A 12567-nucleotide genomic window follows, 5' to 3' on the forward strand; every position below is an offset into this window, starting at 1 on the left:
GGGCATCACACCATCATTAGCGAGAATGGTTTAGGTAAGTCCAATATCCTTAGTGCTATTGACACAATGACACACTCTGCCTACGACTGGAGCAATCCAACTTCAATCGATCGCCCGGCGAATGGCGAGGACATTTGATTATCTCATGAGAATCCTAGGTAGCGGTACTCAAGCCGTTAATGCCGGAAGCGCTTCATTAATGAGTAGTTATTGCGAGGAATAAACTTGTGAGCACTTCAGTTGCCCTACCAATAAGCATCAGCTCATTCCGGCCATTCTGGGACACATCTTCGAGGTTAACGTGAATAACCGTTGCTCCCGCAGAGTGTGCAATTTCTGGGATGTCAGCTGCCGGTGTCACTATGCCAGATGTTCCTACAGAGATCAGTACATCGCAGTCACGCACCCTGTTCATAGCAGCTTTCCAGGCACCATTTGGCAAAGCTTCCCCAAACCAAACTACACCTGGTCTCAAACGTCCGTTACAGCGTCGACATCGTGGTGGCTCTCTTTCCAAACCCGACAAGGGTACCGACAGATCATCCGAGGTGAGCCTAGAGAAACGATTGCATGCGAAGCATTTAGGATCCTCGAGGCTGCCATGTAAGTGGTTCACATCTGTCGATCCAGCACGTTCATGAAGGTCATCGATATTCTGAGTTACAACGTAAACCTCACGGTCCGTTGCTGACAGTTTCTGGACCATTGAATGTGCAGCATTTGGCTGAGCCTGCTGAACCTGATGTCGCCTCCACAGATAGAATCCCCACACTAACGCCGGGTTGTCTCGGAAAGCATTGGCGGTCTCCAGACGCTGCGGGTCGTGGATCGACCATAGGCCTGTGAGCTTATCGCGGAAAGTCGGAATTCCGCTTTCGGCAGAAACCCCTGCACCCGTGAAGAAAACAACTTTTTTGGCTAACCGCAGGGCCTGCACAGCGCGCTCTTGATCGTTCATTGGGTTGCGCTCTCCGGTAGCAGTCCTTTGGTTACACAAAGCCTATCACCAACAGAGCAATGAGCGTCGTACACGTCAGGCTTTTAAGATATTTCAGACACATGATATTTACGGAGAGACAGTGTGCCCTCACCCACGAAGGCCAATCAGATCAGTGCTCCTTCGATGAATCCGGTAATCTCGAATACGCGATCTTGAAAGGTTGGTACGAGGCTATTCCTCATCGGGTTTCGCAGCGAGATCAGCAACCTCCGAGGCGATACGTACCAGGAGTCCCTCCACATCTACGTCTTTGTCCTTGATGAGGTAGGCTTGTGTAAGAAGCGTGAGGGGATGGACCTTCAGCGTCTCAGCAAGTTGATCGATCTTTTCCAGCGTAGGACTTTTGAGGCCTCGTTCCAGAGTGCTGAGATAGGTACGACTACTGACGGAAGAAAAATCTTCCTGCGTTAACTTTCTCTGCATGCGTATATGACGCAGTGCCAGGCCAAACGCAGCGTTCTGGTTCACTGTGAAGGTTCCTTAAAAGGAACCATAGAGCCTTTTTGATCACTTTAGGGCTACAATCTATAGTGTTCATTTATCAACTACGTGTCGCTATGTTTACTACCTACCGCTCCACCGAAATAACCATTGAAGGTCTCGATAAGCTCCAGCAAAGCCAAATGTGGCGCTGCGTCGAGCAGGAAGTCATCCATCCTTGGTATTACGTCCAGATCGGACGATGGGGTCGACGCTCCGCCTCCAGCTCGATGATGATGATCCACCACGCTCATGAACTTAGGGAGCTCGTTGACCGCCAATCAAATCTGAGCTGGCTTGAGCAGGTCCATTTCGTTTGCCCACCGCACATGAATGGCACTAGTTCCTGGACCATGGAGCCGCTGATAAAAATCTCCGTACTAACCTTTCCAAACAGTGAAGACTATGATCTCCAGATCAATGTCGCTGAGGGACATTCGTACTTTCTAAATGGTATCGGCAATGCAACCGCATGCACCGTTGCGCATATTTTATACGATGCCACGCGAGACATAAGTCCTAAATAAAAGCGCCAGCCCCAATATAGTCTTCTGTCAATCTATGTCGAAAATCTTCGTGGAGACAGGGCTGCCGTATTTTTACGGCCTAGGCCCGTATTAATATAGCGAACAAAATCTGCCTGGTGGGAAAATGACAATGTCTCTCGAGCGTACCCGCTCAGTGATCCAGACCCGCGACTTTCGGGTAGAGTTTTCCCTAGAAATTTCTTTACCCGAACTCATGCGCCGTGATGCTGAATATCTTTTATGTCATTATCCGACCAGAAGGGACATGGTGACGGCGGCCTGCATTGAGGAGCACACCAATTCATTAGCAGAGCTTTTCGGGTCAGTTTTCAACTCACCAATTGATGAATATTCGCGTGATAGAGCCTATTACTGCCCGTCCCCACGTTACCCTATATGACAGCATACTCATTCGACTTGCGGCTACACCTGAGCAGGCTTTGTCCTCGTTCACCTCGGGTGTCGATAATACTCGGCGCAATATTTAGACTAATGCTACTGTGCATCACCGCCACCTGAGGCAAGGCCATATTCAAAGTAAACATGAATGCAGTGGCTGATTGAGTTTCAAGATCAATCACACCACTCGCTCGACGACATGGACTGTGATCAACATTTAAAGAAATAAGGTAACCTTACGAAACAGCAGAGGAACAATAAACCACGCTTCCTCAATCCTTATCTATGACAACCGAAAAAAGGTTTTAAAGTTTGTTGGAAACCGTTCTTAATCTCTGCAATCTCGATTTCCAACTCCCGAACACGCTCGCACAACTGCAAGTTCTGTGTCAGAACCCTATCGCGTTGCTGACAGGCGAGCACCAAATCAGATTTTATTGCATTCAACTTACCCAGCGTCTGCCTGACAGTTTCAGCGTCACTTTTGCTAGTAGTGATACCAGGCAGACCGATCCTATAAGCTTCAATTTTTGCCAAAAGAGACTGATGAGTCTTCCTAGCTTTTTTCAAGTACCCCCTGTCAAACCCTGCTTCAACACTAACAACGCCAGCTGTGAGCTTAGAGGCGTCTAAACCAACATGCTGCGAAACAACAGGAGAGCCTTCGATAAGACGCTTGAATGCATCCTCGCAAGCTTCCAATCCGCTCTCCCCTTTCCTAATAATCTTCATAGTAAAGCCTCCACGACTCCAATTAACCTGGATCTGAAATTGACAAGTTTCTCGACATCTCCCCGAATAACTTGATACTCCCCAGTACCTTCGGAATAGTATTCCAATTCAGCAACAGCCACCTTAATTGCTTCATTAATTTTTTCGGACTTGATAACTGCACCATCACAAGAAAGGCAGGCCGTATATTCTCCGAGCAAGAGAGAATCACAGCGTCCGACCTTAGTGCATCCTCCTAAAAGTGTTGGGCGATAGGAAATCTCACCCGCCTTGACACGCGCAAGTGTATCAGCGCGTAAATCCTCGATGTGAACCTGCCCACTTTTTATGCGAGATTTTTGTTTTTCCATATACGAACCAGTACCTCCAAAAAGAGGAGTATCCTGGGTTATTAAGTTAGCCAAAATCTCGTTAGCAATGGAAATCGGCATACCCATTTGAAACTCAAGAGCAATATGAGATTTGGGTAGTACAAAATCTTTTTTTATTGGGTCATAATATCCAAATATTGTCTTCAGATTTTCAAAACCATTCCGATAGTATCGCGCCATTTCAAGCGACATATGCTTGTACTGTGACTTTAAAGAAGGTAAGGATACAAAGCCACTATTACTGGCATAAAATGCAAGAGAGCGGCGAAGCTGATGACTTGCTAGTGGCCATGGCTTGCCAACTGAATACTTTGTCTCGCTATAAAAATCTCGGCTAGTATCGGTTTGCACAAGTTCTTTAAGATCGTCCGGTTGAATTTTTGTCCGATCGAGCCATGACGTGCGGACATTTTTACGCGATAGTTCAGATAGCCCACCTGCATGAGGACTAATTAATATAGACGGACTAGAAAAAAGGTTAAACTCCGATGCGGTAACCGAAGGACTGAATTTAGCGAGGCCATTTTGGATCGCCTGTGCAAGTTTTACGGCTTTTATAACTTCCGCAGTAGCTAGCCATGACTCTTCCTTCTTGTACCCTTCAAACTTAGTAGTGGTCGATAACAATGTAACCATCTTAGATGGATCGCGCAGTTTCCCATTACTATCCGTAGTACACGCAACTACCACCTCCTCTGCCAAGCATTCATACTTGAGCCGCATCACCTCCTGATCACGCATACCGGTATAGAGATGTATTACCATTTTCAGCAAGAATTGAATGCTAGATATCGCTAAAGAAAAACTTCGTCGGCATGAACACTTGAAATCATCGACCAACAACTCAGTTAACCCATGATTATTAACTGCTTGTTCAAAAGTTGCTCGACGATGTCTTTTTCGGATACCACGACTTTGTTGAACTAAATCAGATAGGCCGTAGTAGCGGTCCACAAAATCAGAAATAAAAGCGCTAAGACTATCTGCTTTTGAAAGCAAGCGATCCAGGATGTCTGACGAGTTATTTATGATCTCAAGATAAATACGGGTGGGAATTACTGGGGTCTGCTTTTCACCCTTAGGAATACCAAAATCCAAATCAGAGACACTTAGAACCTTATAGCCTAACCGCTCCCCTCCGACCGCTACGAGACTTCTCATCAAAGGAGGAAAACGTCTGATAAAAGTATCGTTACCATTCATACTCGTCACAAATGCAGCCAGATAAACCGGTGTCGTAAGCAACTCTTTTAAAGACAGCACGCCCACCAGAGGTTTATGTTTTTGCTCGTAGCAAAAACGGGCCGCACTGCCCAACCGATGAAAATAGCCACTAATCGTTACTGCCGAAAGCTTCCCAACCCGCCCGGTTCCGATATAATAAATTAAGCAGAAAAGAGCATACTTAACTTCTTCAATTAAAAGTGCTTGATCATCTTCTGTAGTTGAAAAAATCGACTTGAATTTTATTATGTTTATTTTTTTTGCGCTTAACCTGTAAGGATTAAAATCCCACTCATCATCTCCATACACAGCCGTAGCTTGCCCTTCGCTATTACGGCACAAAACAAAACCTAATTCCGGCCTAAGACTAGACATTGAATTTGTTGGCGAGTCGGGTGACAATGATCTCGACCGATCTGACTGAGCAAAGAGGGTGCTAACATATGGTATCGTCAAAATACAATTCCTACTTTTTCATAACGCTGCATCCAGTTTTCCCAAAACACGGTTAACACCCCTAAATTATCAACCTTGTACTTAATCAAACTTACTATTTCCGCCGATTCTGGCGATCGCTTAGATATCTCATCAACAATGTAATCTATACGGACACATAAATCCTTATACAAAATTTCAGCATGAGCCAGATCAGAAGTAGATGCACGGACTGAATTAGCTACGTATTGCAAACTTAATAGCTTATGAATATCTTCCTGATCTGCATGGCAGGAATAATGCTTACAATACAAACAACCGTATTGAGATCTACAACTGGGTTGCAATACTGTCACATCTGACTCTGGAGCAGGTTGAAGGAAAGCATCACAATGCCCAGATGCTATTGATGTCCCGCCTGAACCCCTAATTTCAATCGCTCTCTCAGCCGCTCGCCTCACCGACTGCCAATAAATACCGAATTCCTCCTCCTGCTGCTCAATCGGAGAGTCCGAGTAATCATTAACATTTGTACTGAGGGAATGATTAAGAACATCAGCTACCGTAGTAGGTGAAATGCCTAGTGAGTGCAGTACTAAACTTTTATACTTTCGAATCACACGAGTGGAAATATTCGAGTACGCTGAATCAAGATATACGCCACTGATACGCTTATAAAATGATTGAGAGAATAGTAACTGCAATGGCCTAATCACTCCCGCCCGTCTACCATTTGCGTTAATCATGAAAAAGAGCTTATCGAATTTTTGGCCGTTAAGAACCCAAGTTCGAAGTACTAAATACTCCTTCAGTAAATGCACTCCCTCCCGCCCTAACGCATAGCGAGTTTTTAACCCTTTGGCTCTGAACTTTATAGCTGAGAGCTCCTTCTTAATCAAAGATTTTTGGAGCTCCAAACCCTCCTCATGATCGAACTGGATCAACTCGCTAGCTGTAGTTCCAAGCAAGATCAAGAGTATATTTGTATAAGCCTGCATTGCTAAAGATGCCAATCGTATTCGCCAATGACAACGCATATCAGTATTGGCAGAAGACAAGGTTCTGTGAGCTGAAGACAAGTCTACTTGCGCTTGATATGGGTTTACTCGAACTCCAAGCTTCGAGGCCCGCTCGATATATTCTGAAACTGTAGATATTCGCCGCTCGGATATATTGTAGGACTTAACATCCTGGTTCTTCAATGGCGTTAAAGCTCCCACATTAGAGGGAAAGTGCACCACTTCGAACTCACCTAAATTTAAAACGAAAGGATATTCTTCACCCTTAATAACAAACTCACTTAATCGACGCGCTAACGTCAAACAAGTCTTTAGGTAAGCTGTGACACTCTGCTCACGGGGGGCTCTGGAATTACCCCTCTGGCTTCTGATAGGTATTGCCGATCGAATGATAGCCAAATGTTCCAAAGGAAATTGATAACCAATTAATTTTGACATGGCTCTTTGCAAATTATTTGCTGATACTGGCACTATTTCCTTTCGAGCGATTCGACCATTCAGGTACTGAGTGTAACCTTGGTATGCAAGTGCGGCGGATATTTCATCACTGCAAAAATTTGAGTGACCGTTTTCATCACACCACCTTATTGCAGACTCAAAACTACAAACGTTATGCAGAATTGTTCTGTGACTTAGTGCAGTAGATAATTCAAAATAAATAGACCGGAGCAGTTCTCGACGTTCTTCAACAAAAGATAAATTATCGACTAGGTTACATCGCCGATCTTCTCGAACAGCATTTCTTGCCCGGACAGTATAAGCTAGACAACCAACATCAAGAGGTGAAACCCTAACGGCTTTATCGAGCTGAATTCGAATACTTTCCGGCCGCAAAAAATCTTGATTTAACTGCGCAACAGTTATCACATGAGTTTCGCGATGCGTAAATTTTATATCGCTCATTCGAAAAGACCTAATTTCAAGTCGTCATACCCTTGAAATTTAAATAACTGCTCTTCGTACATTTCTTGAGCCATTAGTTTTTGCGAATGCATTTTGAAAAGTTTTAAATAACTTTCAGTCGTTTCTCTTCGCTTATGATGCATTCGATGTTGAATGAACGTAATTTCCTCGCCTGGAAGAATCTGGCCCGTCGCGAGAAGTGGCTGCAGTAGTTGATAAAGTTGAAATGCGTATGTTGCTCTCAACCAATGGTATGAAAAATCATTGGGAAGTTCCACACCCGCCACGCACATCAACTTCCTCTTGACTGTATCAACTACTTGTCCAGCAGGACGCGATTTGACGACCGGATATCTTGGGTCATCTTTTGCCATGTAGTAGCAACCTCCCTGATCTGAAAGAAACAAGTATAGGTCTTCCTCCCTCATATGACTTTCAGGAAAATGACGCTCCATCTGCTCATTAAATTTCACTCTTCGCTTTACCATTAAGTTACTAGCTGATAACACTCTCAACTCATCAGCGAGTTGCTTGGGGAAGTACAATCGTTGTTTAGTATTATTTTTGGTGTCTATACCCGTACCAGGTCCAGCATGTAGTAAGTAGGTACCATCAGCTTGTAGATTCTCTTCCGTAAAATTTTTTAAATGTTTAATTCTTATCGTTAACACTGTTTGCTTCCGAGCTCCTGTCATCAGAGAGGTCAGCATTAACAGTCGCTCCATAGGAGACCACTTTTTGTCTTTGAGTATATTTAGTAATGACGCAAGTTCGACATTTGCAAGAGGTCGTAGATCTTCCCCATCCTCCCGGACAAATCCAATAGGAACAGAACTTTTCGGCGCAATCGGTTTAGTTTGACTTCTCTTGACAGCAGATACTAATTTAGTTCCGTGCACACCCGACACTAAAAACGCTGTCTGTTTCGTTGTATCCACTCGATCCATATCGATACTGTGCCAACTAGACGACACAAATTTATAAAAATTATATACTACCCCTGTATACTGATTCACTACCGCCTTGCTACGTCGCGCACTACTCAACAAATGGGAAAAGTACTTATAAGTTGGTCGCAATACTGGGCGCTTTCCTGAAAAATCGAGCCAATCTAACTCTCGCTCCTCGCAAAAAATTAGATAATCAAGCAGTTTACTAGCTCGGCGCCGAATATCATCCGAAGGCCGATTGGAGACAACTTTATTCTTTATCAAACTAAGTAAGTATGAGTTTGCTTCAATCCATGGCCGTCCATCTTTGTGAAAAAGATAAGGAAAGTTAAATAGATCGCCACTAACCCCATGAGCACCAAGTTCATTAACCTGATACATCCTAATCGTTTCAGGACAGCACGCGAGCTCCGTCTCGACACCTCCCCGGGGAACCGTCGAAAAATGCAATTCGGCGAACACGTTCCGCACCCGGGGCATGAGCACCAACCGGCCACGATGTATTGGATTCACATAAGACATCGTCGACCTCACATTTTTTTGTCAATCCTATTTGTTACGCGATTTTTCCTCAACGCTTTTTGTCAATCTTTCCGAGTTAAGCGATTCGACCCATGGATCCAACTTATGGAATAGCTTGGGGTAGCGCCCCTTCAAATCTTTTTTCACCTCGGCATAGGTACTTCGCCAGAAGTTGGCCAGATCCTGGGTTACTTGCACCGGACGCCTTGCCGGAGAAAGCAGGTGCAACTTGACCACCTGGCGCCCGCCCGCAATACGCGGGGTGTCCGCCAGCCCAAACAACTCTTGCAGGCGCACCGCCAGAATCGGCGGGTGTTCGCTGTAGTCCAGCCGCACCGAAGACCCTGAAGGCACCTTGATATGGTGGGGCGCCAGTTCGTCCAGGCGCTGGGGCAGCGGCCATTTGAGCATGTTATGCACAATGCTCGACAGGTCGAGGCTGGCAAAGTGACTGAGCCGCGACACACGCCCCAGATACGGCCCCAACCAGTCTTCAAGCCCGGCCAGCAAGGCGGCATCGCTGACGTCGGGCCATTCACTTTGTCCCTGGATCTGCAGGTCCAGTTGACGCAACAACGCTACCCGCGCCTGCCACTGGCGCAGCTCGGGCGTCCACGGCAACAGCTCCAGCCCCTTGCGTCGCACCAGATTGATCAGCGCTTGCGTACGGGCCGCTTCGTCGAGCCCGGTCAATGGCTCTCGACTGAGGACCAGCTCGCCGACCTTACGCTGGCGCTCGGCACGCAGCACGCCCTCGCGCTCATCCCAGTCCAGTTGATCAACAACGCTGACCTGCTCGCTCAAGACACCCTCGAGCAAGGCAGGATCAAACTCGGCCGCCAGATAAATGCGCTCTTCACGTTGCCCCTGACGGCTGCCCAAATCGGCGATGACCAGCCAGGGCTGTTTCATCAGGCCATCCACTTCGCTGAACAACGCCGCACGGCCATTGGCCAGACGATATTCCGCCCCACCAGGTTTACGCTGTTGGGCGACCCGATCGGGGTAGGCCAGCGCCAGCAAGGCACCCAGCCAGCGCGGGTGGTCGGGGTCGGCGACCGGCTGCCTGGCCTTGCCACGCAAGTACCCGCGATACTGCCGGGCCAGTTGTTTGGCCCGCTGCACACCGCCCTGCCCGCCCCGTGCGGCGCGGCTTTCGCCTGACAGCAGGGCCAGCCGGCTATGCAGGTCCGCTCCGACGCCGCGCAGGATATCGCGCTCCCCCAACAACGCCGCGATATCACAGGCCATGTCGGCCAGCCCAAGGTCCTGACCGCGCAGCAATAGATGGGCAATCCGCGGATGTGCAGGCAGTTCAGCCATCGCTTCGCCGTGGGGGGTGAGTTTTGCTCCGTGCAAGGCACCCAGCCGATCGAGCAATTGTCGGGCCTGTGCATAACTGGCCGAGGGCGGCATATCGAGCCAGATCAGTTGCTCGGGAGTGACACCCCAGCGTGCCAGTTGCAGCGCCAACCCGGCCAGATCAGCCTGCAGGATCTCCGCACTGCCATAGGCCGCCAGCTGCGCGTGCTGGTCCTCGGACCACAGGCGATAACACACACCCGGTTCCAGACGCCCGGCGCGGCCGGCGCGCTGGGTGGCACTGGCGCGGGAAATGCGCTGGGTATCAAGGCGGGTCATGCCGCTGCCCGGGTCAAACCGCGGAACACGCGCCAGCCCGGCATCGATCACCACGCGCACGCCGTCGATAGTCAGGCTGGTCTCGGCAATATTGGTGGCCAGCACCACCTTGCGCAGGCCTTTTGGCGCAGGCTCGATGGCCGCACGCTGGGCCGCCAGATCCAGTTCTCCATGCAAAGGGCACAGCAGAATATCGCTGCGCGAACCCAGCGCGTCGGCCAGTTGCTGATTGACCCGGCGAATCTCCGCCTGCCCGGGCAGGAACACCAGCAGGCTGCCGCTTTCATCGTTGATGGCATCGAGTACGGTCTGCACCACTCGCGGCTCGATAAACTCACCGGGCACAAACGGCCGCCCCCAGCGCATCGCCACCGGGTACATGCGGCCCTCACTGCGCAAGATCGGCGCATCGTCGAGAATGCTCGCCAGCCGTTCGCCCTCAAGAGTGGCGGACATCAGCAGAATTTTCAGCGGCTGTTCATCCCGAAACAGCTCACGCCCATTGAGGCTCAAGGCCAACGCCAGATCGGCATCCAGACTACGCTCATGGAACTCGTCAAAAATCAGCAGGCCTACCCCTTCCAGCGACGGATCGTGCTGCAGACGTCGAGTAAGGATGCCCTCGGTGACCACTTCGATACGGGTGTTGGGGCCGACCTTGCTGTCGAGGCGTATTCGGTAACCTACGGTTTCGCCGACTTTTTCACCCAGTTCACTGGCCAGCCGCTCGGCCGCCGCACGGGCCGCCAGGCGCCGGGGTTCGAGCATCAGGATCTTCTGCCCGGCCAGCCACGGCTCGTTGAGCAGGGCCAGCGGCACACGGGTGGTTTTACCGGCGCCGGGCGGCGCTTCGAGCACGGTTTCATGGCGCTCGGCCAGGGCCAGGCGCAGCGCAGGTAAAACTTCATCAATCGGCAAAGAAATCATGGTGGCTCCAGAACAGAGCGGCGAGTATAACGGCGAACAGTAATGATCCAGTCCTTTGAACATGTTTGAGGTTTTAAGTATGCGTATGCCTTCGCGAGTAATCGGCAGTGTCGTGGTTGCGGCACTGTTCACCCAATTGACTGCTTGCGGCAGTATTTTCTTTCCAGACCGCCGCGGCCAGATCGACGGCAAGATCGACCCCATGATCGTCGTACTGGATGCCGTGGGCCTGCTGTTTTATGTGATCCCGGGGCTGATCGCCTTCGGTGTCGACTTCGCCACCGGCGCAATTTATTTCCCGCCGGGCAAGACCGCACAAATCGCCCCGGAAAAACTGCGCGAAGCCATCGGCGCAGACGGCAAGGTGGATAACGCCAAGCTCCAGGCCATCCTTGAAAGCGAACTGGGCCGCAGCTTCCCGCTGAACGATCCACGCCTGATCCAGCACCGGGGCAGCGCCCAGCAACTGGCTATGTATGGCTTGCAGCCAGCAGCCTGAAGCACGTCATCATTCATCAGGAAAGCACCATGACCAGCAGCCCGGAACACGCCCGCCTGTTACGTCTGGCTACCCGCGCATCAGTGGCGGTGGCCAGCCTGTTGATCGTAACCAAGGCCATCGCGTGGTGGCTCAGTGGTTCGATCAGCATGCTCGCCGGCCTGACCGACTCGCTGCTCGATGGCGTAACTTCGTTTCTCAATTTGCTGGCCGTGCATTACGCGCTGCGTCCCGCCGATGAGGATCACCGATATGGTCACGGCAAAGCCGAGTCCCTGGCGGGCATGGCGCAAGCGCTGTTTATTGGCGTGAGTGCAGTGCTGATTGCCTTTCAGGCGGTGGAACGGCTGAAAAACCCGGAGCCGGTAGGCGCACCGTGGATCGGAATTGGCGTCATTGTCTTTTCGTTGCTGATGACCGTAGCACTGCTGGTGCTGCAACACCGGGTGATCAAGGCCACGGGGTCCAACGCGGTGCGCGCCGACTCGCTGCATTACCGCTCGGACCTGATGCTCAATGGCAGTATTTTGCTGGCGCTGGTGCTGGCCAGTGTAGGTTTCCCGCAGCTGGACGCCTGGTTTGGCCTGGGGATTGCGGTGTATATCCTGTGGAGCGCACTGCAGATCGCCCGTGAGAGTTTTGCCGTGTTGATGGATCAGGAGTTACCCACGGATGTCAGTGAAAACATGCTGAATCTGGCCTGCAGCGTGCCCGGCGTGCTCGGCGCCCACGACCTGCGCACACGGATCTCGGGCAATACCTGGTTTGTGCAGTTTCACCTGGAGCTGCCGGGTGAACTGACGTTGTCCGCAGCCCATAGCATCTGTGACCGCGCGGCTGAAGCCATTGAACAGGTCTATCCGCGGGCCGAAGTACTGGTGCATGCAGACCCGAAGGAAGTGGTCAAACCGAGGCTGAGCAAGGCTCCGTAGCAGGCT

At 50.1% G+C, this 12567-nt stretch carries 11 protein-coding genes; 4 read left to right on the top strand and 7 right to left on the bottom strand.

The features are described from left to right. Positions 1-196: 196 nt before the first annotated feature. Complete coding sequence (locus HBN79_RS17325) at positions 197-958, bottom strand: NAD-dependent deacylase (protein WP_048401446.1); 762 nt, start codon at positions 956-958, stop codon at positions 197-199. 213 nt (positions 959-1171) lie between these two features. Beyond that, complete coding sequence (locus tag HBN79_RS17330; protein WP_082149378.1) at positions 1172-1468, bottom strand: helix-turn-helix transcriptional regulator; 297 nt, start codon at positions 1466-1468, stop codon at positions 1172-1174. Positions 1469-1557: 89 nt separating this feature from the next. Between HBN79_RS17330 and HBN79_RS17335 the strand changes: the two genes are divergently transcribed. Together HBN79_RS17335 and HBN79_RS24095 are read left to right on the top strand one after the other, a co-directional pair. Next, a complete protein-coding gene (locus HBN79_RS17335) occupies positions 1558-2007 on the top strand; it encodes a hypothetical protein (protein ID WP_048401571.1) in 450 nt (149 codons plus the stop codon). A 130-nt stretch (positions 2008-2137) separates the two neighbouring features. Beyond that, entirely contained in the window at positions 2138-2407 is a 270-nt protein-coding gene (locus tag HBN79_RS24095; protein WP_306419317.1) for a BPSL0761 family protein, read from the top strand. Between the two features lie 278 nt (positions 2408-2685). Here HBN79_RS24095 and HBN79_RS17340 read toward each other — a convergent pair whose 3' ends face one another. The 5 genes from HBN79_RS17340 to hrpB form a co-directional block, all read right to left on the bottom strand. After that, complete coding sequence (locus HBN79_RS17340) at positions 2686-3138, bottom strand: hypothetical protein (RefSeq protein ID WP_048401448.1); 453 nt, start codon at positions 3136-3138, stop codon at positions 2686-2688. Further along, the gene (locus HBN79_RS17345; protein WP_236010225.1) at positions 3135-5108 is read right to left on the bottom strand and encodes an integrase; all 1974 of its coding nucleotides are present in this window, start codon (positions 5106-5108) and stop codon (positions 3135-3137) included. Before HBN79_RS17345 ends, HBN79_RS17340 begins: the two co-directional genes overlap by 4 nt. A 77-nt stretch (positions 5109-5185) precedes the next feature. Beyond that, positions 5186-7090, bottom strand: coding sequence for a hypothetical protein (locus HBN79_RS17350; protein WP_048401450.1), 1905 nt, complete (start codon positions 7088-7090; stop codon positions 5186-5188). Beyond that, positions 7087-8562, bottom strand: coding sequence for a site-specific integrase (locus tag HBN79_RS17355; protein ID WP_048401452.1), 1476 nt, complete (start codon positions 8560-8562; stop codon positions 7087-7089). The genes HBN79_RS17350 and HBN79_RS17355 overlap by 4 nt, the downstream gene beginning before the upstream one ends. Positions 8563-8589: 27 nt before the next feature. Then, positions 8590-11130, bottom strand: a complete 2541-nt coding sequence (gene hrpB, locus HBN79_RS17360; RefSeq protein WP_169916952.1) for an ATP-dependent helicase HrpB — start codon at positions 11128-11130, stop codon at positions 8590-8592. Between the two features lie 79 nt (positions 11131-11209). Here hrpB and HBN79_RS17365 point away from each other — a divergent pair, with 79 nt between their 5' ends. Beyond that, positions 11210-11629 (top strand): polyribonucleotide nucleotidyltransferase, encoded by a 420-nt coding sequence (locus HBN79_RS17365; RefSeq protein ID WP_169916953.1) that lies wholly within the window; start codon positions 11210-11212, stop codon positions 11627-11629. Positions 11630-11658: 29 nt separating this feature from the next. After that, positions 11659-12561, top strand: coding sequence for a cation diffusion facilitator family transporter (locus HBN79_RS17370; RefSeq protein ID WP_094999407.1), 903 nt, complete (start codon positions 11659-11661; stop codon positions 12559-12561). Positions 12562-12567: the final 6 nt, after the last annotated feature.

The organism is Pseudomonas sp. WS 5051 (assembly GCF_012985715.1).
In the GTDB taxonomy this organism is placed as follows: domain Bacteria; phylum Pseudomonadota; class Gammaproteobacteria; order Pseudomonadales; family Pseudomonadaceae; genus Aquipseudomonas; species Aquipseudomonas bubulae.

What these genes read in the sequence shown, in the direction of transcription:
- HBN79_RS17325 (WP_048401446.1), bottom strand. Translation starts at nt 958, where the DNA reads ATGAACGATCAAGAGCGCGCTGTGCAGGCCCTGCGGTTAGCCAAAAAA.
- HBN79_RS17335 (WP_048401571.1), top strand. Translation starts at nt 1,558, where the DNA reads ATGTTTACTACCTACCGCTCCACCGAAATAACCATTGAAGGTCTCGAT.
- HBN79_RS24095 (WP_306419317.1), top strand. Translation starts at nt 2,138, where the DNA reads ATGTCTCTCGAGCGTACCCGCTCAGTGATCCAGACCCGCGACTTTCGG.
- HBN79_RS17340 (WP_048401448.1), bottom strand. Translation starts at nt 3,138, where the DNA reads ATGAAGATTATTAGGAAAGGGGAGAGCGGATTGGAAGCTTGCGAGGAT.
- HBN79_RS17345 (WP_236010225.1), bottom strand. Translation starts at nt 5,108, where the DNA reads ATGTCTAGTCTTAGGCCGGAATTAGGTTTTGTTTTGTGCCGTAATAGC.
- HBN79_RS17350 (WP_048401450.1), bottom strand. Translation starts at nt 7,090, where the DNA reads ATGAGCGATATAAAATTTACGCATCGCGAAACTCATGTGATAACTGTT.
- HBN79_RS17355 (WP_048401452.1), bottom strand. Translation starts at nt 8,562, where the DNA reads ATGTCTTATGTGAATCCAATACATCGTGGCCGGTTGGTGCTCATGCCC.
- hrpB (WP_169916952.1), bottom strand. Translation starts at nt 11,130, where the DNA reads ATGATTTCTTTGCCGATTGATGAAGTTTTACCTGCGCTGCGCCTGGCC.
- HBN79_RS17365 (WP_169916953.1), top strand. Translation starts at nt 11,210, where the DNA reads ATGCGTATGCCTTCGCGAGTAATCGGCAGTGTCGTGGTTGCGGCACTG.
- HBN79_RS17370 (WP_094999407.1), top strand. Translation starts at nt 11,659, where the DNA reads ATGACCAGCAGCCCGGAACACGCCCGCCTGTTACGTCTGGCTACCCGC.